Below are 26,081 nucleotides of genomic sequence, written 5' to 3'. Positions count from 1 at the left end.
GGGTGGCCAGTGTCGGTGCGCGGCGCTGGAGGTCACGTGAAAAGCCCGTCGGCCGCGCCGTGCCGCGCACACGACGCGGGCCGGGGCATGATGGGGATCCTGACCACGGCAAGGAGCACGCGATGCAGCTGGGCATGATCGGACTGGGCCGGATGGGCGCGAACATGGCGCGACGCCTGCATCGCGGCGGACATGCAGTGACCGGCTTCGATCCATCGCCGGCGGCGCGCGACGCGCTCGCGGCGGACGGTATCGCCGTGGCGGCGACGCCCGAGGGGCTGGCCACGGGCCGCGACCAGCCGCGCGTGCTGTGGATGATGGTGCCGGCCGGCGAGGTGGTCGACGCCAGCATCGAGACGCTGCGTCCGCTGCTCTCGCCGGGCGACGTGCTGGTGGACGGCGGGAACTCCTGGTACCGCGACAGCCAGCGGCGCGCGCAGGCGCTGCGCGAGGCGGGCATCGGCTACATCGACGTCGGCACCAGCGGCGGCGTGTGGGGACTGGAGGAGGGCTACAGCCTGATGGCCGGCGGCGACGAGGCGGTGGTCGCCCGCCTGGCGCCGCTGCTGCGCACGTTGGCGCCGGCGCCCGATCGCGGCTGGGCGCACGTCGGGCCGAGCGGCGCCGGGCATTACGCCAAGATGGTCCACAACGGTATCGAATACGGAATGATGCAGGCCTATGCCGAAGGCTTCGCGATCCTCGAGCGGCGGGCCGACCTGGTGCCCGATCTCGCGGGGCTGGCGGAGCTGTGGCGGCATGGTTCGGTGGTGCGCTCGTGGCTGCTCGACCTCACTGCCGAGGCGCTGAAGGACAACCCGGGCCTGGACGGGATCGCGCCCTTCGTTCCCGACTCCGGCGAGGGCCGCTGGACCGTGGCCGAGGCGATCGAGCTCGACGTGCCCGCGCCGGTGATCACCCAGTCGCTGATCGAACGGCTGCGCTCGCGCCAGGACAATGCCTTCGCCGACCGCATGCTGGCGGCGATGCGCGCGGCCTTCGGCGGCCACGGCACGAAACCGGGCTGAGCGGCGCCGCGCCGGTCGCGCTTGTCCAGGATCAATGCGCGCGGCCGCCGGACGTGGTTCCATGGGCCGGTCCCATGACAGCGGAGGTGTTCCATGTACAGGCACATCCTGATCGCCAGCGACGGTTCCAACCTGGCCGGCAAGGGGCTCGACGCCGGGCTGGCCCTGGCGGCCGCGCTGCAGGCGCGGGCCACGCTGGTGACGGTGTCGGACCCATGGCAGGACGTGATGGCGGCCGACCCGTCGGCGATGGCGCTGACCGGCGAACTGCGCGAGGAGCGCCGCCGGCAGAAGGAGGCGGAAGCCCAGGCCGTGTTCGAGGATGCGCGCAAGCGCGCGCAGGCCGCGGGCGTGGCACTGGAGACCGTCTACGTTCCCGAGCGCCTGCCGGACGAGGCGATCCTGGAAACCGCCGACCGCTGCGGCGCCGATCTGGTCGTGATGGCCTCGCATGGCCATCGCGGCCTGCGCAAGCTGCTGCTGGGCAGCCAGACCCAGGCCGTGGTCAGCCGTGGCCACCTGCCGGTGCTGGTGGTGCGCTGAGCGGATCGGGGCGCAGCGCGACCGCGCAGCCGCTGGCCGCGCTTTCGCGCCCGGCCTCGAGCACCTGCATCACCTGCAGCGCTTCGTCCAGGCGGACCGGCGGCGCGCCGTGGCCGAGGATCGCCTCGCGCATCGCCACGTAGCAGGCGCTGTAGTCGCCGGGCGGGCCGGGAAACTCGCGCTCCTCCAAACAGCCATCGGCGTCGACCCGGGCCACGCTGCCGGGCCGGGGATCGTGGCCCCAGTTCGCCCCGCCCGGCGCGATGCCGGCGCGCAGCGCCGCTTCCTGCGGGTCCAGCCCGTGCTTGACGAAGCTGCCGCGGCTGCCGTGCACGGCGAAGCGCAGGGTTCCGGCCGGCACCAGCGCGCCGGCATGCAGGACCGCGCGCAGGCGCGGATAGCGCAGCACCACGTGGAAGAAGTCGTCGACCAGCGCGCCCTCGCGCTGCGCCGCGATGTCGGCCTGCACCGACAGCGGCAGGCCGAACAGCTGCAGCACCTGGTCGACCAGGTGCGGGCCCAGGTCGAACCACAGCCCGGCGCCGGCGCCGGGCCGCTCGCGCCAGCGGTCGGGCACCTGCGGACGGAACCGGTCGAAGTGCGAATGCAGTTCGGCGACCTTGCCCAGTGCGCCGGACTGGACCAGCGCGCGCAGCGCGAGGAAGTCCGCGTCCCAGCGCCGGTTCTGGAACACGCTGGCGATGCGTCCGGCCGAGGCGGCCGCCGCGGCCACCTGGCGCGCCTCGTCCAGGGTGGTGGCGAAGGGCTTGTCGACCAGCACGTGGCATCCGGCCCGCAGCGCCGCGATCGCCAGCGGCGCGTGCACCGCATTGGGCGCGGCGATGACCACCAGGTCGATGCCCGGCATCGCGAAGGCCTGCGCCGGATCGGCGACCACCTCGGCCTGCGGGAAGTCGGCCTGCACGCGCGCGGCGTCGCGGGAGACCACTGCACGCAGCCGCAGGCCGGGCGTGTGCGCGACCAGCGGCGCGTGGAACACGCGGCCGGCGTAGCCGTAGCCGACCAGCGCGACCTCCAGCGGCCGGCTCATGCCCGAGTCGCCGGCAGGCCGCGGCGGGTCACCAGCCGAACAGCTTGAAATACGTCTGCGGCGGATCGTCGCCTTCGCGCGTGGACAGCACGCGGCCGTCGCGGACGTACAGCATGTAGGCCGGCCCGCGCGAAGGCTGCACCTGGACCACGCGCAGCTCGCCGTTGACCCGGTATTCGGTGATGACGTCGCCGTTGGCTTCGGTGCGGACGTTCTCCTCGGCGCCAGGCGGGATCTCCACGCTGGCCGGGGCGGTTGTGGCGCAGGCGCCCAGCGCCAGCAGCAGCGCGGACAGGAGCAGGGGCGTGAACGGGCGGCGGGCGTGCATGGCGGCGATCCGGCGTGGCGGGACGGTCATTATGCGCATGCCGGATCAAGCCGGGGCGAGGGTGAAGGCGGCGCACCCGGCGCGTCGCGCGGATCGGGCGGAGCCGTCGGGCCGGGCGCGTAGAATCAGCCGATGCCCAGACTCGTACTGATCGACGGTTCCTCCTACCTGTTCCGCGCCTTCCACGCGCTGCCGCCGCTGACCAATGGCGACGGCGAGCCGACCGGGGCGCTGTTCGGCGTGGTCAACATGCTGCGCGCCACGCTCAAGGAGAAGCCCGACTACGCCGCCTTCGTGGTCGACGCCAGCGGTCCGACCTTCCGCGAGGCGCTGTACCCGCAATACAAGGCCAACCGCCCGCCGATGCCCGACGACCTGCGCGCGCAGGTCGAGCCGATGTGCCGGATCGTCGAGGCGCTGGGCTTCACCATCCTGCGCGAACCGGGCGTGGAGGCCGACGACGTGATCGGCACGCTGGCGCTGCAGGGCGCGGCAGACGGCATCGACGTCACCATCTCCACCAGCGACAAGGATTTCGCCCAGTTGGTGCGCGAGCCGGCGCCCGGCCAGGGCCTGGTGGAGCTGGTCAACACGATGACCGGCAGCCGCCTGGACAGCGTCGAGGCGGTGATGGCGAAGTTCGGCGTGCGCCCGGACCAGATCGTCGACATGCTCGCGCTGATGGGCGACAGCGTCGACAACATCCCCGGCGTGCCCAAGTGCGGGCCCAAGACCGCCGCCAAGTGGCTGGCCGAGCACGGCACGCTGGATGCGGTGATCGCCGGTGCCGGCGCGGTGAAGGGCAAGATCGGCGAGAGCCTGCGCGAAGCGCTCGCGCAGCTGCCGCTGAGCCGCCAGCTGGCGACGATCAAGACCGATGTCGAGCTGGCCGCCGCGCCGCAGGCGCTGGCGCTGCGCGAGCGCGACCTGGACGTCCTGCGCGAGCTGTACGCGCGCTACGGCTTCAACCAGGCGCTCAAGGAGCTCGAAGGCGGCAGCGTGGCCGACGCGGCCGAAAAGGAGCCCGGTCGCGCCCGCGGCAGCGGCCGCTACGCCGCGCCGGCCGACGCCGACGCCCCGCCGCCCGATCCCGCCCTGGCCGCGCCCGGCAGCTACGAGACCCTGCTCGACGGCACCCGCCTGGCGGCCTGGATCGCCGACCTGCGCCAGGCCGGCTGCTTCGCGCTCGACACCGAAACCGACTCGCTCGATCCGCTGCGCGCCAACCTGGTCGGGATCAGCTTCGCCGCCGAATCCGGCCGTGCGGCCTACCTGCCGCTGGGCCACGACTATCCCGGCGTACCGGCTCAGGTCCCCCGCGAGGAAGCGCTGCAGGCGCTGCGTCCGCTGCTGGAGGATCCGGCCGTGCGCAAGATCGGCCAGCACGGCAAGTACGACCTGCACATCCTGCGCCGGCTCGGGATCGACCTGCGCGGCTATGCCGAGGACACGATGCTGGAGAGCTTCGTGCTCAATTCCAGCCAGCGCCACGACATGGACTCGCTGGCCCGGCGCCTGCTCGGCTACGAGACGGTGGTGTACGAGGCCGTCGCCGGCAAGGGTGCCAAACAGATCCCGTTCAACGCGGTGGCGATCGACGATGCGACGCGCTACGCCGCCGAGGATGCCGACATCACACTGCGCCTGCATGGGCAGCTGTCCGCGCAGCTGGCGCAGGTGCCGTCGCTGCAGGCGGTGTACCGCGAGATCGAGATGCCGCTGGTGCAGGTGCTGGCGCGGATCGAGGCCAATGGCGTGATGGTCGATGCCGAGGAACTGCGCCGGCAGACCGCCGATCTGTCGCGGCGCATGCTCGCCGCCCAGCAGAAGGCCACCGAACTGGCCGGGCGCAGCTTCAATCTCGACTCGCCCAAGCAGCTGCAGGCGCTGCTGTTCGACGAGCTGGGCCTGCCGGCGCTGGTGAAGACCCCCAAGGGCCAGCCCAGCACCAACGAGGAGGCGCTGGAGGCGATCGCCGACCAGCACGAGCTGCCGCGGGTGATCCTGGAGTACCGCGGCCTGGCGAAGCTGCGCAGCACCTACACCGAGAAGCTGCCGGAGATGATCAATCCCGGCACCGGTCGCGTGCACACCAGCTACCACCAGGCCGGCGCGGCCACCGGCCGCCTGGCCTCCAGCGATCCGAACCTGCAGAACATCCCGATCCGCACCGAGGACGGGCGCCGCATCCGCCGGGCCTTCGTCGCGCCGCCCGGACGGCGCCTGGTCGCCTGCGACTATTCGCAGATCGAGCTGCGGATCATGGCCCACCTGTCCGGCGACGCCGGCCTGCTGCAGGCCTTCGCCGCTGGCGCCGACATCCACCGCGCGACCGCGGCCGAGGTCTTCGGGCGCCGGCTCGAGGACGTCAGCAGCAGCGAACGGCGCGCGGCCAAGGCGATCAACTTCGGCCTGATGTACGGCATGGGCGCGTTCGGGCTGGCGCGCAACCTCGGCATCGGCCGCGGCGAGGCGCAGGAATACATCGCCACCTACTTCTCGCGCTACCCGGGCGTGCGCGATTTCATGGAGCGCACCCGCCAGCAGGCGCGCGAGCAGGGCTACGTGGAAACCGTGTTCGGCCGCCGCCTGTACCTGGAATACATCCAGCGCGGCAACCAGGCCCAGCGCGCCGGCGCCGAACGCGCCGCGATCAACGCGCCGATGCAGGGCACCGCGGCGGACATCATCAAGCGCGCGATGATCGACATCGACCGCTGGCTGGCCGGGCAGGGCGCGGCGGCGCAGATGATCCTGCAGGTGCACGACGAACTGGTGTTCGAGGTCGACGAAGGATTCGTCGACACCCTGCTGCGCGAAGCGCCGGCGCGGATGGCCGCAGCGGCGGAACTGCGTGTTCCGCTGGTGGTGGATTCCGGGGTCGGAATGGACTGGGATCAGGCCCACTGAGGCCTGCGGCAGCGTCCGCTGCCGGATTCCGTGACGGGCGCCGCGAAATGCGCTGGCGCCGCCCGAGGAAGCAGGTAAACGCGGGCTGAATTCTTCCGGTCCGCTAGCGTGATCTTCACGAACTCTCAATGTGCGTGGTGGTCATATAGCTCGCGACAGATGCAAGGTCTGTCGCTGATCTCCTCCCATCCCCTGGAGCAGATCCGGAACGTAAGACTTCTCCCCGAGTCCCGTTCCCCGAGCCCCGCCGGCCCCCCCTGCCTGCGGGGCTTTTTTGTGGGCGTCCGCTGGGGCCACCCGCGACGTGGCGCCAGGCAACCGGTGCCCGATGCCGGCGCACGCATCACCTGGGGAGCATGGCGTGAGCGGACGGACGGCCACGCAGGCCAACGCAGCCGGTGGCACCGCCTTCATCGGCGCGGTGCCCAAGTTCCGGTGGCCAGGGAGGTGGAGAGATGTCCGATCTGTTCGAGCTGTCCGTGCCGCGGTGGGAACTGGTGCCGCGCGGGTCGGGGGTCTGTTTCGTGCTGCCGGTGCTGGTACGCCTGTCGGGCAGGCGCACGGTCGGGGAATTCATGCCGTTCGACCTGATCGTGGTGGTGCTGCCGAGCGAGACGGTGAGCGACTCGCTGGTCGGCGAGGAAACCTCGCCGCCGGGCGGGTTGATCGTGGCCGCCGTGCCGATCGCGCTGGACTGGTTCATCGCCTTCGCCACGGCGCGCTGTCGCCGCCCGAACCGGATCGTCGAAGGCCATCCGGGACTGGTCGCGCGCGCCGGCCAGGTCTACGAGGACGTGCTGCGCTGCCATTCGATCAGCGTGCAGGAATTCGAGGCGGCGTTGCGGTTGTCCGGCAGCGCCAGCCGCGACGGGATTCGGCTGTCGGTGGTCGAACCCAACGGCCACATCAGCATCGTCAGACGCGGCGGGAGTAGTGGACGCTGGCCGTCGCCGGCGCGGGGCAGCGGCCGTGGGCGCGGCCTCGCCCGCCGCTAGAATGGCGCGAACGTGCGCAAGATCCTGCACATCGACATGGACGCGTTCTACGCGTCGGTGGAACAGCGTGACGACCCGTCGCTGCGCGGCCGGCCCGTGGTCGTGGCCTGGCGTGGCGCGCGCTCGGTGGTGTGCGCGGCGTCCTACGAGGCGCGCCGCTACGGCGTGCGTTCGGCGATGCCGGCCATGCGCGCCGAACGGCTCTGCCCGGACGCGGTGTTCGTCCCGCCGGATTTCGTCCGCTACAAGGCGGTCTCGCGGCAGGTGCGGGCGATCTTCCTCGAGCACACCGACCTGGTCGAACCGCTGTCGCTGGACGAGGCCTACCTCGACGTCACCGTGCCGAAGATCGATTCTCCCAGTGCCACCGCCACCGCCCAGGCGATCCGCGCGCGCATCCGCCAGGAGACGCAGCTGACCGCGTCGGCGGGCGTGGCGCCGAACAAGTTCATCGCCAAGATCGCCTCGGACTGGAACAAGCCCGACGGACTGTTCGTGGTCCGGCCCGACCGCATGGAAGCGTTCCTCACGCCGCTGCCGGTCGGCCGCATCCCCGGCGTGGGCAAGGTGATGCAGGGCAAGCTGGAGGAGCTGGGCGTGCGCACGGTGGGCGAACTGCGCACGCTGCCGCTGGAAGCCCTGCAGGCGCGCTTCGGCAGCTTCGGCGCCTCGCTGTACCGTCGCGCGCGCGGCATCGACGAGCGTCCGGTACAACCGGACCAGCCGGTCCAGTCGATCTCGGCGGAGGACACCTTCGCCCAAGACCTGCCGCTGCATGAACTGGCCCCGCACGTGCGCCGCATCGCCGAGAAGGCCTGGAACGCCACCCGCAAGACGCCGCGCATCGGCCGCACCGTGGTGCTCAAGCTCAAGACCGCGCAGTTCCGCATCCTCACCCGCAGCCTGACGCCCGAGGCGCCGCCCGCCTCGCTGGACGAGTTCATCGCGATCGCGCTTGCGCTGATGGCGCGGGTGACGCTGCCCGAGACCACCCGTTACCGGCTGGTCGGCGTGGGCCTGTCCAACTTCCACGACCCGGAAGAGCACGCCGTGCAGGCGCAGCTGTTCGCGGCCGCGTCCTGCGCCTGACCGGCCCGCGCCGGGCCGATACACTGGCCCGCCGGCTGACGATGGTGCCTGCATGACGTTTCCGTTCCGCGCCGCGCTGTTCGACCTCGACGGCACCCTGATCGACAGCGCAGGCGGCATCGCCGAAGCGGTCAACCGCACCCTTCTGGCGCTGGGCCATGCGGCGCAGGACGAGGCCACCGTGCGCGGCTGGATCGGCGACGGGGCGCGCCTGCTGCTGCGCCGCGCGCTCGACCACGCCGGCGCCAGCCTGCCCGCGGGCGAAGGATTCGAGGCCGCCTACGCGCTGCTGATGCGGCACTACGGCGAATCGCTGCCGCGGCAGGCGGTGGCCTATCCGGGTGCGGCCGAGGCCATGCGCGCGCTGCAGGCGGACGGCGTGCGCGTCGCCCTGTGCACCAACAAGCCCGCGCGCTTCATCGCGCCGCTGCTCGACGCACTCGACTGGCACGGCTGCTTCGAGGCCATCGTCGGAGGCGACACGCTGCCCGAGCGCAAGCCCGACGCGCGGCCGCTGCTGCACATCGCCGAAGGTTTCGACCTGGTGCCCGGGCACTGCCTGATGGTGGGCGATTCGCGCACCGATGCCGAGGCGGCGCGCGCGGCGGCGATGCCGCTGGCCCTGGTCGACTACGGCTACCGCCGCGATTTCGATCTCGACGCCGCCGGTGCCTGGCGCGTGATGGGCGACCTGCGCGAGCTGCTGCATGGTGGCGCCGCGTCCGCGCGGGTCAAGGCGCCGGCCGGCCGCTGACCGGGCCCGTCCCACCTGCCTGCGGGCGCGCTTCGGCGCCGGGATCGCGAGCCGCCAGCGCCACGCATGACGCCGGATCGTCCGCGGCCACCGCAGCTGGTTCGCATGCGGGGCCGCGGACGGGATGCCGGCTCAGCGCGGCAGCGGTCGCCAGCGCAGGGTCAGGTGGTACTCGCGTCCCGGCTGGTGGTACCAGGCGACCGTTTCGTACTCGCGGTCGAACAGGTTGCTGGCGCGCGCCGCCACGGTCCACTCGCGGCCCAGCGCGTACTCCAGGCGCAGGTCCGCGGTGGCATGGCCGCCCAGGCGCACGCGGTTGGCGGCGTCGTCATAGCGCGCACCCGTGCCCTGCACGCTGACGCCGGCACGCAGCGCACCGAACGCGCGGTCGATGTCGATGCGCCCGCTGGTGCGTGCGCGCCGCGGCAGCACGTTGTCGTGGTGGACGCCGGCGCTGCGGTCGCGCGGATCGGCATGGCTGAGCTGCGCGGACAGGTCGAAGCCGGCCAGGGTCGTGCCCACGGTGAGTTCCGCGCCGCGGATGCGCGCCTGGTCGATGTTGCTGCCCACGCCGAGGAAGTCCGGCGGCGGATACACGAACACGATCAGGTCGTCGATGCGGCTCTCGTACACGTCCAGCGACCAGCGGTGGCTCGCGGTGGTGCGCGACAGGCCCAGGTTGAGGCTGCGCGAGGTTTCCGGCTGCAGCCAGGGACTCTCGGAGCCGGGGTAGTAGAGGTCGTTGAAGGTCGGTGCCTTGAATCCGGTGCCTGCGCTGGCGGCCAGGCGCAGGCCGTCGCCCAGCGCCATGCCCCAGCCCAGGCTGCCGGTGACGTGGCTGCCGAACTGTTCGTTGTCGTCGTTGCGCAGGCTGGCCTGCAGGCGCTGCGCGCCGAAGCGGCCGTCGTAGGCGAGGAACACGCCGGTGTTGTCGCGGGCGTCCACCGTATAGGGCACGAGACTGTCGACGTGATCGCTCAGATGGTCGATGCCGGCGCTGAGCAGGTGGCCCGGGCGCAGTCGCAGGTCGGCCTGCACCGAGGCGCTGTCGCGGCGGGTGACGAAGGCGCTGCGCAGTGCGTCTCCCTGGTAGTCGTCGGACCGATCCTGGTTGCGTGCCAGCGCGGCATTGAGTTCGAGTCGCCCGTCCAGCGGGGCATGGCGAAGGCGCAGCCCGGCCACCTGCTGGCGGACTTCGGAGCGGTTGGTCCAGGAACCGTCGAACTCGGTGTCGCCGTCGGCCTGCAGGAAGTTGCCCTCCAGCTCCAGTCCGTCGCGCAGCTGGACTCCGCCGCGCAGGCCCAGCGAGACGTTGCGGTAGCCGTCGTCGTCCGGCTCGTCGGCGAAGCAGCCCTGGAACAGCGCGCCGGAGCCGCGGCAGGCGTTGAAGCCGTCGGTGGACTCGTAGCCGCCATGCACGGCGAGCCAGCCGCGCGTCCCGCGCAGGTCGAAGCCGGCGCTGATCTCGCGGCTGTCGTGGCTGCCTGCGCCCAAGGTGAGATGCGGCGACAGGCCGGGGGCATCGCTGCGGCGGGTGAAGATCTGGATCACCCCGCCGATCGCCTCGGAGCCGTACAGGCTCGAGCGCGGGCCGCGGATGATCTCGATCCGCTCGATCTGCGACAGCGGCAGGTCCTGGATCGCGGCCATGCCGGCGGTGGCCGAGTTCATCTTGATGCCGTCGACCAGCACCAGCACGTGGTCGGATTCGGCGCCGCGCAGGAACAGGCTGCTGAGCTTGCCGCGGCCGCCGGTGTTGCCGACGTCGATGCCGGCGCGGCCGCGCAGCAGGCCGATCAGGTCGCGCGCCTGGCTGCGCTCGATCTGCTCGCGGTCGAGCACCTGCGCCGGTACCAGGCTCTCGGCCAGCAACACCTCGGTGCGGGTGCCGGTGACCACGACCTCGTCGAGGTCGACGGGGCCCGATTCGGCGGTCGCCACGAGGGGCAGGGCCGCGGCGACCGCGGCGGCGAGCAGGGAAACGGAAAAGGTCAGGGAATTGCGGTTCAACTTCACATCGGCTCCATCGCGCGCCCCGCGCGCCTTGCATGGCGTTGGAGTTGCGCGGGAGGAGACGGCGGACGGCACGCGACGGCGCACGGCACGCCGCGACGCCCTCCGCATCGCAACCAGTGGACTCCATGGCCGGTCTCCGGACTCGCGAGTGGGGCATGGCGCCCCGGCCGACGCGCCTTCCCATGCATGTGCACAGTGGCGGATGCGGCGGCCGTACTCGCTTACCGTTGCGGGGGCAGTGCCGGAATGGCTGCGTCGCGCGCTGCGACGCCGGCGTCACCGGCTTCCCGTTTCAGCCCTTGGACGACAGTCCGCGGGCCACCCTGGAGCTGGCGGCATTGTACGGGATGGGGAAACCGGGGTCAGAGTCGACTTTCCCGCACATCCCACTCTGGCCTGTATCACGCCGGAAAGTCGACTCTGACCCCGGTTTCACCGTGGCGACCGCTGGCGCTCAGTCGCGCTCGTCGCCCGCCGGTTCGTCGAGGAACCCGAACGAAGTGCCGGCGCCTTCCTCCTGGTGATGCGTCGTGGTCACCGGCGCGGCGGCCGGGCGCCCGCGCGGCGGCGGCAGTTCGGCGGTCGCCGCTTCCACCGCGGCCACCAGCTCGGCGCGGCGGGCTTCCGGCACTTCCTGCCAGTGGCAGTCCTGCATCGCGCCTTCCAGCGCGTAGAGCATGTTCAGGCTCGGCTTGAATCCGGCGCGCCGGACGCGCATGAACGCGTCCACCGGGCCGGCGGCGACCAGGTCCTCGTTCGTGCGCAGGCCCACCTGGCGCAGCCAGGCGGCGGATTTCGGACCGATGTTGCGCATCTTCAGCGGTGCATTCATGACAGGGATTCGACCCAGATGCGGGCGATGGCTTCCAGCCCCTCCTGGTCTTCAACGTCGAAACGGCCGGGTTCAGGACTGTCGAGGTCGAACACGCCGACCAGTTCGCCGCGATGGACCAGCGGCACCACCAGTTCCGAGCGCGAAGCCGCGTCGCAGGCGATGTGGCCGGGGAAGGCGTGCACGTCCTCGATGCGCTGGGTCTGCCGGCTGCTGGCCGCCTTGCCGCAGACGCCGCGGTCGAGCGGGATGCGCACGCAGGCCGGCAGGCCCTGGAACGGCCCGACCACCAGCTCGGTGCCGTCGAAGAAGTAGAAGCCGACCCAGTTCAGCTGCGGCAGCGCGTGGTAGACCAGCGCCGAGAGGTTGGCGGCGTTGGCGATTCGGTCGCGCTCGCCGTGCAGCAGCGCGCGTGCCTGGTCCGCGAGCTGGGCGTATTGCTGCGGCTTGTCGCCGCTTAGACTGGCAGCAGTGAACATGCCGGCAGTGTAGCAGCGCGTGGCTGGCGTCCCGGAGGATGGATGAAGCAGGTTCCAGATCGTGTCGCCGCCTTGGCGTGCAGGCGCGAGACGCGGAGGTCGATGTCCATGCAGCGGGACGGAGGCACGGCATGAGCCGTGCCTGGTTCGTCACCGGCACCGACACCGGCGTGGGCAAGACCTTCGCCTCGGTGGCGTTGCTGCACGCGCTGCGCGCGCGCGGCCTGCGCGTGGCGGGCATGAAGCCGGTGGCCAGCGGCTGCGAACGCGGCGACGACGGCTGGCGCAACGACGATGCGCTGGCGCTGCAGTCGGCGAGCGATCCACTGCCCGCCTACGCGGACGTCAATCCGTTCGCGCTGCCGGCCGCGACCGCGCCGCAACTGGCCGCACGCGATGCCGGCATCACGGTGGCGTTGACGCCGCTGCAGGCCGCGTTCGCACGGCTGTCGGCGCGCGCCGATGCTGTCGTGGTGGAGGGTGCCGGCGGCTGGCTCGCGCCGATGGGCGATGGCCTGGAACAGTCGGCGATGGCGCGCGCGGTGGGCGGCGAGGTGCTGCTGGTCGTGGGACTGCGCCTGGGCTGCCTGAGCCACGCGCGGCTGACCGCAGGCGCGATCGCGGCCGATGGCTGTCGACTGGCCGGCTGGATCGGCAACCGGGTCGATCCGGGGTTCGACCGCGTCGACGATTACCTGGCCCTGCTGCGCGAAGCGCTGCCGGCGCCGTGCCTGGGCGTGCTGGCGCATGGCGCCGATCCGGCCGGCGCATTGCCGGGCCTGCCCGAGGCAATGTTCGCGCCACGACCGCGGTAGCGGCGCGCACGTGGTGCGACGCCGCCTGTCGCGCCCTCATTCCGCGGCAGGAAGCCATCGCGCGTCCGGTCGCATCGCAAGGCGCCCCACGCAGCAGCTGCCGTGGGGCGCCAGGTCCGTGTTCCTCAGCCGTGCTGCGGCCGCGGTGCCGCGTCCGGCGCATCGTCGACGCCGGTCCGGGCATGGGCCGGCTCGTGCGCATGGTCGCGCGCCAGGTACAGGTAGAACGCCGGCAGCACGAACAGGGTGAACATCGTGCCGATGGTCATGCCCGAGGCGATCACCGTGCCCATCGAGAACCGCGAGGCCGCGCCCGGGCCCTTGGCGATCAGCAGCGGGATCATCGCGAACACCAGCGCGGCGGTGGTCATCAGCACCGGGCGCAGGCGGATCGCGGTGGCTTCCTCGATCGCCTCGCGCTTGGACAGGCCCTGCTCGATCTGCAGCTTGTTGGCGAACTCCACGATCAGGATGCCGTGCTTGGAGATCACCCCCACCAGGGTCACCAGGCCCACCTGGGTGTAGATGTTGATGCTCATCCCCGGGAAGGCCTCGATCCCGGAGAAGCCGAGGATGCCGCTCACGATCGCCAGCACGTTGAGCGTGAGCAGCGCGCCGCAGATCGCCATCGGCACGGTGAGCAGCATGATCGTGGCATCGCGGAAGCTCTCGAACTGCGCCGACAGCACCAGGAAGATCACGATCAGCGCCAGCGCGAGGGTCATCAGCATCGCAGAACCCTCCTGCTTGAACTGGCGCGACTCGCCGGCGTAGTCGACGCTGTAGCCCTGCGGCAGCACCTCGCGCGCGGCCTCGTCCAGGATCGCCAGCGCCTCGCCCTTGCTCACGCCGGGGCGCGGGGCGAAGGTGATCGACACCGCGTTGAGCTGCTGGAAGCGCTTGAGCGACTGCGGCTGCGCGCTCTCCTTGAGCGTCACCAGGGTCGACAGCGGGATCAGCTCGCCGTCGCGGGTGCGGGTGTAGTAGTTCTGCAGGTCCGAGGCGTTGAGCCGGTCGCTGCGCTGCACCTGCGGGATCACCAGGTAGGAGCGGTTCTGCATCGCGAAGCGGTTGGTGTAACCGCCCGAGAGCATCGCCGCCATGTCGGCCGCGAGCGTGCGCATGTCGATGCCGAGCGTCGCGGCCTTGTCGCGGTCGATCTGCACCTCGATGCGCGGCTTGTCGATCTTCAGGTCCTTGTCCAGGAAGATGAAGCGCTTGCTCGCCATCGCCCGGCCGAGGATCTCGTCGGCGAGCTCGCTGAGCTGGGCCAGGTCGCCCACGCCGCCGATGATGAACTCGCCGCCGCCATCGCCGCCGGCGCTGGGCAGCGAGGGCGGCACCAGGGCGAAGGTGTTCAGGCCGGTGACCGCGCTGATCTTCGGCTGGAGTTCCTGCTCGAGCACGGCCTTGGTCGAACGGTCGCGCTCGCTCCAGGGCTTGAGCACGAAGCCGGCCATCGCCATCGGGCTGGCGCCACCGCCGCTGCCGCCGAAGCCGCCGTTGAACAGGAAGTAGTCCTGCACCTCGGGGATGCCCTGCGCGATCGCGGACATTTCCTCGGTGTAGCTCTCGACGTAGTCGAGCGTCGCGGTCGGATCGGCCTGCGAGATCGCGAACACGAAGCCCTCGTCCTCCAGCGGCGCGGGTTCCTTCGGCGCGGTCATGTAGAGGAACACGCACGAGACGAGCACGATGACGCCGAACAGGGCGATGACCGACTTCGTCTCCAGCGCACCGTGCAGGCGGCGCTGGTAGCCGCGCTGGATCCTGTCGAAGCGCGCGTCCAGCCAGGCTTCCAGCCGGCCCTTGCTGCCCTCGCCGTGGGCCTTGAGGATCTTCGAGCTCATCATCGGCGTGAGCGTCAGCGCGATCACGCCCGACAGCAGCACGCTGCCGGCCAGGGTGAAGGCGAACTCGGTGAACAGGATGCCGGTCAGCCCGCCCTGGAAGCCGATCGGCAGGTACACCGCCACCAGGGTGGTGGTCATCGCCACCACCGGCCAGGCCAGTTCGCGCGCGCCCTTGATGGCGGCGGCGTGCGGCGACATGCCTTCCTCGATGTGGCGGTGGATGTTCTCCAGCACGATGATCGCGTCGTCCACCACGATGCCGATCGCCAGCACCATCGCCAGCAAGGTCAGCAGGTTGATGGTGAAGCCCATCAGCAGCATCAGGAACAGCGCGCCGACCAGCGACAGCGGCACGGTGACCGCCGGGATCAGCACGCTGCGCAGGGAGCCCAGGAACAGGTAGATCACCACGATCACGATGATCACCGCTTCGACGATGGTGCTGACCACCTCGTTGATCGCGTCCTGGATCGCCTCGGTGCTGTCGTAGGGGATCGTGGCGACGATGCCCTCGGGCAGCTGCGGCACGATCTCGCCGTCCCACAGCTCGCGTACCTCGCCGATCACGTCCAGCGAGTTGGCGTCCGGCGAGACGAAGATGCCCATGAACGTCGCCGCCTCGCCGTTGATGCGCACCGAGGTGCCGTAGTTCTCCGAGCCCAGGGCCACGTCGGCCACGTCGCCCAGGCGCACGATCGCGCCGCCTTCCTCGCGGATGATCAGCTGGCGGAACTCGTCGGCGTTGCGCAGGTCGGTGCGCGCGGTCATGTCGATCGCGACCATCTGGCCCTTGGTCGAGCCCACCGCCGAGAGCACGTTGTTGGACTGCAGCGCGTTGGACACGTCGCTGGCGGTGACCTTGAGCGCGGCCATGCGGTCGGGCTTGAGCCATACGCGCATGGCGAAGGTGCCCGCGCCAAGGATGTCGGCGCGCTGCACGCCGTCCACCGTCACCAGCTTGGGCTGCACCACGCGGGTGAGGTAGTCGGTGATCTGGTTGTTGTCGAGCGTCTGGCTGGCGAAGGACACGTACATCGCCGCGATCTGCTGGCCCTGCTGCAGGTCGATCACCGGGTCCTCGGACTCGGGCGGCAGCTGGCCGCGCATCTTGTTGACCTTGGCCGCGATCTGGGTGAGCGCTTCGTTCGGATCGTGGTCCAGGCGGATGTAGGCCTGGATCGTGCTCACGCCGGCCGAGCTGGTCGAGGACAGGTAGTCGATGCCCTCGGCGCTGGCGATCTCGCGCTCCAGCGGGGTGGTGATGAAGCCCTGGATCAGGTCGGCGTCGGCGCCGTAGTACACGGTGCTGACGTTGACAACCGCGTTGCGCAGCTCCGGGTACTGGCGCACGTTGAGCTCGGTGAACGCGCGCAGCCCGAAGATCAGGATGAACAGGCTGACGACCATCGCCAGCACCGGCTTGTTGATGAAGATGTCGGTGAATTTCATGGCTGGACTCCCCCTTCCCCGCGTGCGGGAAAGGGCCGGTGTGGGGGCATCGGGGCCGCGTCCCGCGTTGCCGTCGCGGGACACGCTCCCCATCCTTGCCTTCCCCGTGGCGGGGAAGAAGCCGGCAGGCCCCGTCGCGCGGGGCCGCCGTTCCTATCGGTTCTGCGCCTCCGGCGCCGCCTCGGCGGTCGGCTGGATCGCGTTGTTGATGGTCACCTCGGCCGCGTTGCGCAGCTTGAGCAGGCCGCTGGTGGCGACCCGTTCGCCCGGCTCGAGGCCGTCGGTGACCGTCACCAGGTCGCCGCGGGTCGCGCCGGTCTTGATGAAGCGCTGGGTGACGACGAGCTTGTTGCCGGTGAGCGCGTTGCCCTGCATGTCGGTCTCGCCTTCCTGGCGCGGCACTTCGCTGATCACGAACACCGCGTTGCCGTAGGGATTGAAGCTCACCGCGGTCTGCGGGATCACCACCACGTCGCGCTCGCCGCCGAGCGAGAACGACACGCGCGCGAAGGCACCGGGGCGCAGCGCGCCGTCGGGATTGGCGATCGTGGCCTGGGCGGTGAAGTTGCGGGTGTCCGGATCGACCCGCGGCTCGATCGCGGTGACTTCGCCCTCGAACACCTTGCCCGGCAGCGCGTCGACCGCGGCGCGGATCCGCGTGCCCGGCTCGAGGGCGACCATGCGCTGTTCGGGCAGGCTGAAGTCCAGGTAGATCGGATCGAGCTGCTGCAGGCTGACGATCGGGTCGCCCGGCGAGACGAACTGGCCGAGGTTGACCCGGCGGATGCCCAGTTCGCCGCTGAACGGCGCGCGGATGGTCTTCTGCGCGATCAGCGCGCGCTGCGCTTCGACCTGCGCGCGTGCGCTCGCCGCCGCCGCGGTGCGCTGCTGCACCTCGTCCAGCGACACCAGCCGGTCGCGGCCCAGCTGCTGCCAGCGCTCGGCCTGCACGTCGGCCAGTCGCGCCGAGGTCTCCAGCGCCTTGAGCGTGGCCAGCTCGTTGTCGGTATTCAGCCGCACCAGCACCTCGCCCGCCCTGACCGGTTGCCCGGCCTCGAACTCGATCGCGCGCACCACGCCGCCGGCCTCCGTGGTGACGTCGGTGCCGTTGACCGCGACCAGGGTGCCGACCGCCTCGCCATCGTCGCTCCAGCGTTCGGTGGTGGCCGTGGCCGCGCTCACCGCCGCCGCCGGCTGCGGCATGTTGTCGAAGAACTTGTTGGTCTGCGCGCCGATCATGGCCTTGACGGCGAATACGCCGCCGAATACCAGCAGCGTCAGCAACAGCATCAGGATCAGGCGCATCGCGAACCGCGGCTTGCGCTTCGTGGGGGCGGTGGACATGGCGGAGTCTTCCGTGGGGAACGTTGGGGGCGGGCTTAGCGGGGTGGATAGGGGCAGGGCGCGTCGAACACGTCGCGGCACAGGCGCTCGACCGAGCGATCGAGCGCGTCGTCGTCGCCGGGGTCGAACAGGGGTTGCCAGCCGTAGCCGTTGAGCAGGTAGTGCAGGTGCTTGAACAGCAGCCGGTAGGGGTCGCCGATGGCCGGATCGAGCAGGCCCTGCTGCTGGGCCAGAGTATGCATGCCGAGGGACAGGATCCATGGGCCGATGGTCAGCCCCTCGTCCGTCATGGACAGGGCCGAAGGAAGGTCGCCCCGGGCGCGCGCTTCGGCGCTGATCGCCTCGACCAGGGTCGCCAGCGGCTCGCACGCGGCAAGCGCGCGCTGGCGGCTCGGCTCCGATGCCGCACCCCACACCACCTCGGTCCAGACGAACTGGGCGAGGCGGAAATGCTCGGGCTGTTCGCGCAGCACGATCAGGTCGGCCAGGGCCAGGGCGACGATGCGGTCGCGGGTCGGCCCCGACCAGCGCGCGGCGCGCTCGAACAGTTCCACCCGGTCCAGGCTGTTGCGCGTGGCCAGGGCCACCAGCAGGTCTTCCTTGCTGGCGAAATGCCGGTACAGGGTGCCGATCGCGTACTCGCATTCCTCGGCGATCCGCGCCATCTGCAGGTTGAGCAGCCCCTCGCGCTGGATCAGGGCCTGCGCGGTATCCAGGAACAGCGCCTCGCGCTGCGCGAACTCGCGCTGGCGGCGGTCGTGGGTGGCCATGGCGGCGGCAGCCAGAGGATCGGGGGAGGCGTAGTGTGAACCGGATTCAGTTCCTGATCCAGCGGTCATTCTTCCCGCGAATGGCGTGACCGGGTCGTGCCGAACACCGCGGGCAAACCTGACCTATGGCAGGGTTCCGTTCATCCGCAGCGCAAGTATACTGCCCAGTTCAGAAATTAAGACGCCGCTGCCTGCCGCCCGCGCAGGCCCAGAACAGGTCCCCTCCGATGCTCCGTTCCGCCGCCGCCCTGCCGCTCGCCCTTTCCCTGTGCCTGCTCGCCGCCTGTGGCGGCGGCGAGGCGCCGGCCCAGCCGCCGCCGCCCGAGGTGGGCGTGGTGGAGGCCAAGGCCGCCGACCTGCCGTTGACCCGCGAGATCGGTGGCCGCCTGGCCGGTTTCCGCAGCGCCGACGTGCGCGCCCGCGTCCCGGGCGTGGTGCAGAAGCGCGTGTACGAGGAAGGCAGCGACGTGCGCGAAGGCGACGTGCTGTTCCTGATCGACCCTGCTCCGCTGCAGGCCGCGCTGGGCACCGCGCAGGCATCGCTGGCGCAGGCGCGGGCGAACTACGCCAACGCCAAGGCCAACGCCGATCGCGCGCGCCAGCTGGCCCCGACCAGCTTCATCTCCCGCGCCGACGTCGACAATGCGCTCGCCGCAGAGCGCAGCGCGGCGGCCGCCGTGCAGGCCGGCGAGGCGGCGGTCCAGTCCGCGCGCATCAACCTGGGCTACGCCACCGTGCGCGCGCCGATCAGCGGTCGCGCCGGCAAGCAGCAGGTCACCGAAGGCGCGCTGGTCGGGCAGGGCACGGCGACGCTGCTGACCACGGTCGACCAGGTCGATCCGCTGTACGCCAACTTCTCCATCGGCGTGGGCGAGCTGGAGCAGATCCGGCGCGCACGCGCGGCCGCGCAGGGCGCCGACGCCACGGTCGAGGTGGTGCTGGCCGACGGCAGCGTGTACGAGCATGCGGGCACGCTCGATTTCTCCGGCGACATCGTCGACCCGGCCACCGGCGCGATCTCGATGCGCGCGCTGATCCCCAATCCCGACGGCCGCCTGCTGCCGGGCACCTACGTCACCCTGCGCGCGCGCCTGGGCCAGATGCAGGGCGTGTACTCGATCCCGCAGGCCGCGGTGCAGCGCGACGCCAGGAGCGCCTACGTCATGGCGGTGGGCGCGGATGGCACGGTGGTGCGTCGCAACGTCACCCTCGATCGCGCCGAAGGCGGCAACTGGATCGTCACCGGCGGGCTGGAGGATGGCGTGCAGGTCATCGCCTCGGGCCTGCAGAAGGTGAGCGAAGGCGCGCCCGCCAAGGCGGTGCCGTGGGCACCGGAGGGCCCGGCCGGGCAGGCGCCCGCGGACGCTGCGCCGGCAACGCAGGCGCCCGCCGCGGATGGGCCGGCGCCGGCCGCGGACGACGCTCCCGCCCAGGATGCAGCGGCCGCCAACGACTCCGCCGAAGGCTGATCCGCCATGTCCAGGTTCTTCATCCACCACCCGATCTTCGCGTGGGTCATCGCGATCCTGATCTCGCTGTCGGGCGTGATCGCCGTGCTCAACATGGGCGTGGAGTCGTATCCCAACGTCGCCCCGCCGCAGGTGACCATCGGCGCCACCTATCCGGGCGCCGATGCGCAAACCGCCGAGCAGGCGGTCACCCAGGTCATCGAACAGCAGCTCACCGGCATCGACAACCTGCTGTACTTCAGCTCGACCTCGAGTTCGTCGGGGCGGGCCTCGATCACCCTCACCTTCGAGACCGGTACCGACCCGGACATCGCCCAGGTGCAGGTGCAGAACAAGGTTTCGCTGGCGACGCCGCGACTGCCCACCGAGGTGGTGCAGCAGGGCGTGGTGGTGGCCAAGGCCAACAGCGGCTTCCTGATGGTGGTGGGCCTGCGCTCCAGCGATCCGGACATGGACCGCAACGCGCTCAACGACCTGATCGCCTCGCGCATCCTCGAGCCGCTGGCGCGCGTGCCAGGCGTCGGCAACACCCAGCACTTCGGCTCCGAGTACGCCATGAACATCTGGCTGGACCCGACCAGGCTGCAGGGCTATGGCATGTCGGCCACCCAGGTGCTGTCGGCGGTGCGCGCGCAGAACGCGCAGTTCGCGGCCGGCTCGATCGGTGCCGATCCGGCGCCCGAGGGCCAGGGCTTCACCGCCACGGTCTCGGCCGAGGGTCGTTTCAGCTCGCCCGAGGAATTCCGCAACATCATCCTGCGCTCGGACGCGGACGGCGCGATCGTGCGCCTGCGCGACGTGGCCCGGGTCGAAGTCGGCGCCCAGGGCTACGGCTTCGACGCCCAGTTTAACGGCCAGCCCACCGGTGCGGTGGCGATCATGCTGCAGCCGGGCGCCAACGCCCTGGGCGTGGCCGAAGCGGTGACCGCGCGCATGGACGAGCTGCAGGCCTCGTTCCCGCCCGGCGTGGAGTGGTACACGCCGTTCGACAGCACCACCTTCGTACGGCTGTCGATCAACGAGGTGGTCAAGACCCTGATCGAGGCGATGATCCTCGTGTTCCTGGTGATGCTGCTGTTCCTGCAGAACCTGCGCGCCACGATCATCCCGACCCTGGTCATCCCGGTCGCCCTGCTGGGCACGTTCCTGGTCCTGAGCATGATCGGCTTCACGGTCAACCAGCTGACCATGTTCGCGATGGTGCTGGCGATCGGCATCGTGGTCGACGACGCGATCGTGGTGATCGAGAACGTCGAGCGGATCATGGCCGAGGAGCACCTGCCGCCGCTGGAGGCCACCGAAAAGGCGATGGACCAGATCACCGGCGCGGTGGTGGCGATCACCGTGGTGCTGGCGGCGGTGTTCATCCCCAGCGCGCTGCAGGGCGGCGCCTCGGGGGAGATCTACAAGCAGTTCGCCATCACCATCGCCGTTGCGATGGGCTTCTCCGCGTTCCTCGCGCTGGGCTTCACCCCGGCGCTGTGCGCGACCTTCCTCAAGCAGCATGCGGCGCCCGGCGAGAAGACGGAGAACCGCTTCGTGCGCGGCTTCAACCGTCTCTATGACCGGGTCAGCCACACCTACGTCGGCCACATCGGCAGCGCGGTGCGGCATGCGCCGCGCTGGATGGTGGTGTTCGTGGTGCTGGCGGTGGCCTGCGGCGTGCTGCTCACGCGGCTGCCGGGCAGCTTCGTGCCGGAGGAGGACCAGGGCTACGCGATGGCCATCGTGCAGCTGCCGCCGGGCGCGACCCTGCAGCGCACGCAGAAGGTGTTCGAGCAGGTGCGCGGCACGCTGGAGGGGCTGGAGGGCTACGAAGGCATGATGCAGATCGCCGGCTTCAGCTTCGTCGGCCAGGGCGAGAACGTCGGCATGGCCTTCATCAGGCTCAAGGACTGGGCCGACCGCGACGTCACCGTGCCCGAGTTCATCCAGCAGGCCAACGGCGCCCTGTACGGCATCCGCGACGCGTCGATCTTCGTGGTCAACCTGCCCACGATCCAGGGCCTCGGCCAGTTCGGCGGCTTCGACATGTACCTGCAGGATCGCGCGGGCCTCGGCCGTGAGGCGCTGGGGCAGGCGCGCAATACCCTGCTGGGCGCCGCGGCGCAGCAGCCCGACCTGCTCGCCGGCGTGCGTCCGAACACCCTGGCAGATGCGCCGCAGCTGCAACTCGAGGTCGACCGCGCGCAGGCCGAGGCGATGGGCCTGTCGACCGGCGACGTGTACAACGCGATCCAGCTGATGCTGGCGCCGGTCTACGTCAACGACTACTTCGCCGACGGCCGCATCAAGCGCGTGGTCATGCGCGCCGACGCGCCGTTCCGTACCGGGCAGGATTCGTTGTCGCGCTTCTATTCGCCTTCGAGCCAGCAGAATCCGGACGGGACGCCGGCGATGATCCCGCTCAGCAACGTGGTGCGTTCGGAGTGGGGCATGAACACGCCGTCGCTGACGCGCTACAACGGCTATTCGGCAGTCAACATCAACGGCTCGCCGGCGCCGGGGCGCAGTTCGGGCGAAGCCATGGCCGCGATGGAGCGCATCGTCGCCGAGCAGCTGCCGGCCGGCATCGGCTCGGACTGGACCGGCATGTCCTACCAGGAAATCATCGCCGGCAACACCGCGACGCTGCTGCTGGTGCTCTCGGTGCTGGTGGTGTTCCTGTGCCTGGCGGCGCTGTACGAGAGCTGGTCGATCCCGGTCTCGGTGCTGCTGGTGGTGCCCCTGGGCATCCTCGGCGCAGTGGTGTTCACCATGCTGCGCGGACTGTCGAACGACATCTTCTTCATGATCGGCCTGGTGACGGTGATCGGCCTGGCGGCGAAGAACGCGATCCTGATCGTCGAGTTCGCGGTGCTCGAGCGCGCGGCGGGCAAGACCCTGCGCGAAGCGACCATCGAGGCCGCGCGCCTGCGCTTCCGCCCGATCCTGATGACCTCGCTGGCCTTCATCATGGGCGTGGTGCCGATGGCGATCTCCACCGGCGCCGGCGCCAACGCCCGCCACGCGATCGGTACCGGCGTGATCGGCGGCATGCTGTTCGCCACCTTCCTGGGCCTGCTGCTGATCCCGGTGTTCTTCATCGCGGTGCGCAGGATGCTCGGCGACAAGATGGACGAGGCGCTGCCGCAGCGGCAGCCGGCGCAGTCGCAGGGCTGAGGGACGCACCACGCGGAAGGCCGGGGTCCGCTCTGTTGTCAGGGGCGGGCTTTTTGTCGCCCGGCGCGTTGGGCGACCCGCTCCACCTGATCGCGGATGCGTGACCGGTACAGAGCCGCTTCGCCGTCGTGGTGCCGGATTGTTCGCGGCACCCGCCCCCTGGCGGACGCGGCGCGCCCGCGATCGTTCCGGGGAAACAGGCAATAAAAAACCCGGCAGCCGGAGCTGCCGGGTTGCGTCGGCGCGAGAGGGGAGGGATCGCGCCGGCTAGGGGAACCGCGTCGGATCAGCGGCGCTTGGCCGGCTTGGTGGCCTGCTCGGTCGCGGATTCGGCGGCGGCCTGGGCCTTGGCCGTGGCGGTTTCGAGCTGGGCCTTGGCGAGCTGGGCAATGGCTTCGTTGGTCTTCACGGTGGCGCCGAAGACTTCCTGGCCGGTGCTGATGGTGCGCTCGACGTTCTCGCGGGCGATCTGCACGCCCTTGGGCAGCAGGGTCTTGAAGCCGTCGAAATCGCGGACCTCGGCGGCCTCGCCGAAGAACGAGAAGGCGGCGCCCGCGTTCTCTTCCAGCGTGGCCAGCTGCAGGCCGAGGATCTTCTGCGCGTTGTCGAGGGTGAGCTGGTTGATGCGCGCGGCGGTGTCGGCGAACTGACGCGTCGCGGCGGCGAACTGCTCGTTGTACTGGTAGTTCATGGGAATCTCCTTGGCGTACAGTGCCGGCGCGGATGTGCCGGTTTGTGCGATGCAGCATATGCCCGCTTATGTTGCAATGCAACATCGACCCGACGAGCGGCAGGTTGCTGTTCAGTTTCCAATGAAATCAGCAGCTTGTGCGCGGGCCTCGACGGCCTGCCGTCGAGGACTGTGTCGGTCGCGCGCGAGGCTCAGCCGGTGTAGCGGCAGCCGGAGGTGCAGGTTTCGCGGACCACCACCGCGCTCAGCAGCGGCAAGGCCGGCTTGAGCCGGTCCCAGATCCAGGCCGCGAGCCGCTCGCTGGTCGGATTCTCCAGGCCGGGGACGTCGTTGAGATAGTGGTGGTCCAGCTGCTCGTACAGCGGCTTGAAGGCCGCCTTGATGTCGGCGAAGTCCATGACCCAGCCGGTGTCCGCGCCCGGCTCGCCGGCCACGTGCAGTTCCACCCCGAACGAATGCCCGTGCAGGCGTGCGCACTTGTGCCCGGCCGGCACGTTGGGCAGACGGTGCGCCGCTTCGAGGGTGAAGCTCTTGAAGATTTCCATGCCGCCATTGTCCGCCCGCGTCGCCTGCCCGGCAATCGCGGAACTTGGGCTTTGGCTCGGCGATGCGGTAGCGTACGGCCCCTTGGCGGGAGTACGCCGCCGCCGGATCCGGCGACGGTGCCGCGCCGCGATTCTCCCGCCCCGCCATGCCCCGCGAGGAGCAAAGCCCGATGACGCCAGAACAACTCCTGTCCACGTACGGCCCACGCGAGGCCATGGAATACGACGTGGTGGTCGTGGGTGCCGGCCCGGCCGGGCTGGCGACCGCAATCCGCCTGCGCCAGCTGGCCGCGGAGAGCGGGCGCGAGCTGTCGGTGTGCGTGCTCGAAAAAGGTTCGGAGCCCGGTGCGCACATCCTCTCGGGCGCGATCATGGATCCGCGCGCGCTGGCCGAGCTGTTTCCCGACTGGGCCGAGCGCGGCGCGCCGCTGAAGCAGGCCGTCGCCCGCGACGAGTTCCTGTTCCTGGACGAATCCGGCGCCAGGTCCACGCCGGCCTTCCTGCTGCCCGACTGCTTCGACAACCACGGCAACTACATCGTTTCGCTGGGCGCGGTCACGCGCTGGCTCGGCGCGCAGGCCGAAGCGCTGGGCGTGGAGATCTTCCCCGGCTTCGCCGCAGACGAGGTGCTGTACGACGAGGCAGGCGCGGTGCGCGGCGTGGCCACCGGCAACCTCGGCCTGGGCAGGGACGGCGAGCCGACCTCCGAGTTCCAGCTGGGCATGGAACTGCATGCGAAGTACACGATCTTCGCCGAAGGCTCGCGCGGCCACCTCGGCCGCCGCCTGATCGAGAAGTTCGCACTCGACGAGGGACGCGACCCGCAGAGCTACGGCATCGGCATCAAGGAACTGTGGCAGGCCGATCCGGCCACGCACCAGCCGGGCCTGGTGGTGCATACCGCCGGCTGGCCGCTGGATGGCAATACCTACGGCGGCTCGTTCCTGTACCACGCCGAGGACGGGAAGATCGCGGTCGGCTTCGTGGTCGGGCTGGATTACGCCAACCCGTACCTGAGCCCGTTCGAGGAGTTCCAGCGCTGGAAGACGCATCCGGCGATCCGCAAGCACCTGGAAGGCGGCAAGCGCATCGGCTACGGCGCGCGCGCGATCACCGCCGGTGGCCTGCTGTCGCTGCCGAAGCTGGTGTTCCCGGGCGGGGCGATGGTCGGCTGCGAGGCCGGCTTCCTCAACGCCAGCCGGATCAAGGGCAGCCATGCCGCGATCAAGACCGGCATGCTCGCCGCGGAGGCCGCGTTCGCGGCGATCGGCGAAGGCCGTGCGCGCGATGAACTCGCCGCCTATCCGGACGCGTTCGGGAAGAGCTGGCTGCATGCCGAGCTGCTGCAGTCCAAGAACTTCAAGCAGTGGTTCAAGAAGGGTCGCAGCCTGGCCACGCTGATGACCGGCATCGAGCAGTGGCTGCTGCCGAAGCTGGGCATCCGCAATCCGCCCTGGACGATCCATCGCGATCGCCCCGACCACGCCTGTCTGGAGTCGGCCGCCCGGCACAGGAAGATCGACTATCCCAGGCCGGATGGCGTGCTGACCTTCGACCGCCTGAGCTCGGTGTTCCTGTCGAGCACCGCGCACGACGAGGACCAGCCTTCGCACCTGACGCTCAAGGACGCCTCGGTGCCGGTCGAGGTGAACCTGGCGACGTACGCCGGGCCTGAGGCGCGCTACTGCCCCGCGGCGGTGTACGAGTTCGTCGGCGAAGGCGCGGACACGCGCCTGCAGATCAACTTCGCCAACTGCGTGCACTGCAAGACCTGCGACATCAAGGACCCGACCCAGAACATCGTGTGGGTAGCGCCGCAGGGCGGCGGCGGGCCGAACTACGCGGGGATGTAGCGGTACTCACGTGCCTGCTCTCCCGCCGTGCGGGAGAAGCGGGTCCTGAAGCGCCGCCCGAAAAGGCGGGCCGGCGACATGGGCACGCGGCGGATGCGCGGGCCG

Annotated in this window: 20 protein-coding genes and 1 riboswitch; of the genes, 10 read left to right on the top strand and 10 right to left on the bottom strand. The window is 70.6% G+C overall.

The window, feature by feature from the left end:
• The first annotated feature begins 122 nt into the window (after nt 1-122).
• Together gnd and Q0863_RS08830 are read left to right on the top strand one after the other, a co-directional pair.
• Entirely contained in the window at nt 123-1,028 is a 906-nt protein-coding gene (gnd, locus tag Q0863_RS08835; protein ID WP_298577336.1) for a phosphogluconate dehydrogenase (NAD(+)-dependent, decarboxylating), read from the top strand.
• Between the two features lie 93 nt (nt 1,029-1,121).
• Nucleotides 1,122-1,571: a universal stress protein gene (locus tag Q0863_RS08830; protein WP_298577334.1), complete on the top strand. Its 450-nt coding sequence runs from the start codon at nt 1,122-1,124 to the stop codon at nt 1,569-1,571.
• On the opposite strand, the gene Q0863_RS08825 is transcribed toward Q0863_RS08830, so the two are convergent.
• Both Q0863_RS08825 and Q0863_RS08820 read right to left on the bottom strand, forming a co-directional pair.
• Nucleotides 1,534-2,622, bottom strand: a complete 1,089-nt coding sequence (locus Q0863_RS08825) for an oxidoreductase (protein WP_298577332.1) — start codon at nt 2,620-2,622, stop codon at nt 1,534-1,536. The two genes, Q0863_RS08830 and Q0863_RS08825, sit on opposite strands and share 38 nt — an antisense overlap.
• A 28-nt stretch (nt 2,623-2,650) precedes the next feature.
• Nucleotides 2,651-2,950 (bottom strand): DUF2782 domain-containing protein, encoded by a 300-nt coding sequence (locus tag Q0863_RS08820; RefSeq protein ID WP_298577330.1) that lies wholly within the window; start codon nt 2,948-2,950, stop codon nt 2,651-2,653.
• 132 nt (nt 2,951-3,082) lie between these two features.
• Between Q0863_RS08820 and polA the strand changes: the two genes are divergently transcribed.
• The 4 genes from polA (at nt 3,083) to gph (ending at nt 8,698) form a co-directional block, all read left to right on the top strand.
• Nucleotides 3,083-5,860: a DNA polymerase I gene (gene polA / locus Q0863_RS08815; RefSeq protein WP_298577328.1), complete on the top strand. Its 2,778-nt coding sequence runs from the start codon at nt 3,083-3,085 to the stop codon at nt 5,858-5,860.
• Nucleotides 5,861-6,315: 455 nt separating this feature from the next.
• Entirely contained in the window at nt 6,316-6,855 is a 540-nt protein-coding gene (locus tag Q0863_RS08810; RefSeq protein ID WP_298577326.1) for a YetF domain-containing protein, read from the top strand.
• 12 nt (nt 6,856-6,867) lie between these two features.
• On the top strand, nt 6,868-7,944 hold the full coding sequence (gene dinB / locus Q0863_RS08805; RefSeq protein WP_298577324.1) for a DNA polymerase IV: 1,077 nt from the start codon (nt 6,868-6,870) through the stop codon (nt 7,942-7,944).
• Nucleotides 7,945-7,996: 52 nt separating this feature from the next.
• Complete coding sequence (gene gph / locus Q0863_RS08800) at nt 7,997-8,698, top strand: phosphoglycolate phosphatase (RefSeq protein ID WP_298577322.1); 702 nt, start codon at nt 7,997-7,999, stop codon at nt 8,696-8,698.
• Between the two features lie 132 nt (nt 8,699-8,830).
• Here gph and btuB read toward each other — a convergent pair whose 3' ends face one another.
• The 3 genes from btuB to Q0863_RS08785 form a co-directional block, all read right to left on the bottom strand.
• Nucleotides 8,831-10,708 (bottom strand): TonB-dependent vitamin B12 receptor, encoded by a 1,878-nt coding sequence (gene btuB, locus Q0863_RS08795; RefSeq protein ID WP_298577319.1) that lies wholly within the window; start codon nt 10,706-10,708, stop codon nt 8,831-8,833.
• A 115-nt stretch (nt 10,709-10,823) separates the two neighbouring features.
• Nucleotides 10,824-11,055: riboswitch (cobalamin riboswitch) on the bottom strand.
• A 113-nt stretch (nt 11,056-11,168) separates the two neighbouring features.
• On the bottom strand, nt 11,169-11,546 hold the full coding sequence (locus tag Q0863_RS08790) for a TfoX/Sxy family protein (RefSeq protein WP_298577317.1): 378 nt from the start codon (nt 11,544-11,546) through the stop codon (nt 11,169-11,171).
• Nucleotides 11,543-12,025: a GAF domain-containing protein gene (locus tag Q0863_RS08785; protein ID WP_298577315.1), complete on the bottom strand. Its 483-nt coding sequence runs from the start codon at nt 12,023-12,025 to the stop codon at nt 11,543-11,545. The genes Q0863_RS08790 and Q0863_RS08785 overlap by 4 nt, the downstream gene beginning before the upstream one ends.
• Before the next feature lie 131 nt (nt 12,026-12,156).
• On the opposite strand from Q0863_RS08785, the gene bioD reads away from it, so the two are divergent.
• Nucleotides 12,157-12,840, top strand: a complete 684-nt coding sequence (gene bioD / locus Q0863_RS08780; protein ID WP_298577314.1) for a dethiobiotin synthase — start codon at nt 12,157-12,159, stop codon at nt 12,838-12,840.
• A 125-nt stretch (nt 12,841-12,965) separates the two neighbouring features.
• Here the strand turns inward: bioD and Q0863_RS08775 are convergent, their stop codons facing one another.
• The 3 genes from Q0863_RS08775 to Q0863_RS08765 all read right to left on the bottom strand — a co-directional run bounded on the left by Q0863_RS08775 (nt 12,966) and on the right by Q0863_RS08765 (nt 18,256).
• Nucleotides 12,966-16,142: an efflux RND transporter permease subunit gene (locus Q0863_RS08775; protein ID WP_298577312.1), complete on the bottom strand. Its 3,177-nt coding sequence runs from the start codon at nt 16,140-16,142 to the stop codon at nt 12,966-12,968.
• A gap of 153 nt (nt 16,143-16,295) precedes the next feature.
• Entirely contained in the window at nt 16,296-17,486 is a 1,191-nt protein-coding gene (locus Q0863_RS08770) for an efflux RND transporter periplasmic adaptor subunit (RefSeq protein WP_298577311.1), read from the bottom strand.
• A 35-nt stretch (nt 17,487-17,521) separates the two neighbouring features.
• Complete coding sequence (locus tag Q0863_RS08765) at nt 17,522-18,256, bottom strand: TetR/AcrR family transcriptional regulator (protein WP_298577308.1); 735 nt, start codon at nt 18,254-18,256, stop codon at nt 17,522-17,524.
• 227 nt (nt 18,257-18,483) lie between these two features.
• On the opposite strand from Q0863_RS08765, the gene Q0863_RS08760 reads away from it, so the two are divergent.
• Complete coding sequence (locus Q0863_RS08760; protein WP_298577306.1) at nt 18,484-19,725, top strand: efflux RND transporter periplasmic adaptor subunit; 1,242 nt, start codon at nt 18,484-18,486, stop codon at nt 19,723-19,725.
• Between the two features lie 6 nt (nt 19,726-19,731).
• The gene (locus tag Q0863_RS08755; protein WP_298577304.1) at nt 19,732-22,887 is read left to right on the top strand and encodes a multidrug efflux RND transporter permease subunit; all 3,156 of its coding nucleotides are present in this window, start codon (nt 19,732-19,734) and stop codon (nt 22,885-22,887) included.
• Nucleotides 22,888-23,173: 286 nt separating this feature from the next.
• On the opposite strand, the gene Q0863_RS08750 is transcribed toward Q0863_RS08755, so the two are convergent.
• A complete protein-coding gene (locus Q0863_RS08750; RefSeq protein WP_298577302.1) occupies nt 23,174-23,578 on the bottom strand; it encodes a phasin family protein in 405 nt (134 codons plus the stop codon).
• A 191-nt stretch (nt 23,579-23,769) separates the two neighbouring features.
• The gene (gene queD, locus Q0863_RS08745) at nt 23,770-24,123 is read right to left on the bottom strand and encodes a 6-carboxytetrahydropterin synthase QueD (protein ID WP_298577300.1); all 354 of its coding nucleotides are present in this window, start codon (nt 24,121-24,123) and stop codon (nt 23,770-23,772) included.
• A gap of 170 nt (nt 24,124-24,293) precedes the next feature.
• Here queD and Q0863_RS08740 point away from each other — a divergent pair, with 170 nt between their 5' ends.
• The gene (locus Q0863_RS08740; protein ID WP_298577298.1) at nt 24,294-25,976 is read left to right on the top strand and encodes an electron transfer flavoprotein-ubiquinone oxidoreductase; all 1,683 of its coding nucleotides are present in this window, start codon (nt 24,294-24,296) and stop codon (nt 25,974-25,976) included.
• Nucleotides 25,977-26,081: the final 105 nt, after the last annotated feature.

It is taken from the genome of uncultured Luteimonas sp. (assembly GCF_947492465.1).
Taxonomy (GTDB): domain Bacteria; phylum Pseudomonadota; class Gammaproteobacteria; order Xanthomonadales; family Xanthomonadaceae; genus Luteimonas.
Note: the sequence above shows the minus strand (reverse complement) of the source record. Positions and strands in the feature narration are given on the sequence as shown.

Excerpts from the sequence above, each read along its gene's own strand:
- gnd (WP_298577336.1), top strand. The coding sequence starts at position 123 with ATGCAGCTGGGCATGATCGGACTGGGCCGGATGGGCGCGAACATGGCG.
- Q0863_RS08830 (WP_298577334.1), top strand. The coding sequence starts at position 1,122 with ATGTACAGGCACATCCTGATCGCCAGCGACGGTTCCAACCTGGCCGGC.
- Q0863_RS08825 (WP_298577332.1), bottom strand. The coding sequence starts at position 2,622 with ATGAGCCGGCCGCTGGAGGTCGCGCTGGTCGGCTACGGCTACGCCGGC.
- Q0863_RS08820 (WP_298577330.1), bottom strand. The coding sequence starts at position 2,950 with ATGCACGCCCGCCGCCCGTTCACGCCCCTGCTCCTGTCCGCGCTGCTG.
- polA (WP_298577328.1), top strand. The coding sequence starts at position 3,083 with ATGCCCAGACTCGTACTGATCGACGGTTCCTCCTACCTGTTCCGCGCC.
- Q0863_RS08810 (WP_298577326.1), top strand. The coding sequence starts at position 6,316 with ATGTCCGATCTGTTCGAGCTGTCCGTGCCGCGGTGGGAACTGGTGCCG.
- gph (WP_298577322.1), top strand. The coding sequence starts at position 7,997 with ATGACGTTTCCGTTCCGCGCCGCGCTGTTCGACCTCGACGGCACCCTG.
- Q0863_RS08790 (WP_298577317.1), bottom strand. The coding sequence starts at position 11,546 with ATGAATGCACCGCTGAAGATGCGCAACATCGGTCCGAAATCCGCCGCC.
- Q0863_RS08785 (WP_298577315.1), bottom strand. The coding sequence starts at position 12,025 with ATGTTCACTGCTGCCAGTCTAAGCGGCGACAAGCCGCAGCAATACGCC.
- bioD (WP_298577314.1), top strand. The coding sequence starts at position 12,157 with ATGAGCCGTGCCTGGTTCGTCACCGGCACCGACACCGGCGTGGGCAAG.
- Q0863_RS08775 (WP_298577312.1), bottom strand. The coding sequence starts at position 16,142 with ATGAAATTCACCGACATCTTCATCAACAAGCCGGTGCTGGCGATGGTC.
- Q0863_RS08770 (WP_298577311.1), bottom strand. The coding sequence starts at position 17,486 with ATGTCCACCGCCCCCACGAAGCGCAAGCCGCGGTTCGCGATGCGCCTG.
- Q0863_RS08765 (WP_298577308.1), bottom strand. The coding sequence starts at position 18,256 with ATGGCCACCCACGACCGCCGCCAGCGCGAGTTCGCGCAGCGCGAGGCG.
- Q0863_RS08760 (WP_298577306.1), top strand. The coding sequence starts at position 18,484 with ATGCTCCGTTCCGCCGCCGCCCTGCCGCTCGCCCTTTCCCTGTGCCTG.
- Q0863_RS08755 (WP_298577304.1), top strand. The coding sequence starts at position 19,732 with ATGTCCAGGTTCTTCATCCACCACCCGATCTTCGCGTGGGTCATCGCG.
- Q0863_RS08750 (WP_298577302.1), bottom strand. The coding sequence starts at position 23,578 with ATGAACTACCAGTACAACGAGCAGTTCGCCGCCGCGACGCGTCAGTTC.
- queD (WP_298577300.1), bottom strand. The coding sequence starts at position 24,123 with ATGGAAATCTTCAAGAGCTTCACCCTCGAAGCGGCGCACCGTCTGCCC.
- Q0863_RS08740 (WP_298577298.1), top strand. The coding sequence starts at position 24,294 with ATGACGCCAGAACAACTCCTGTCCACGTACGGCCCACGCGAGGCCATG.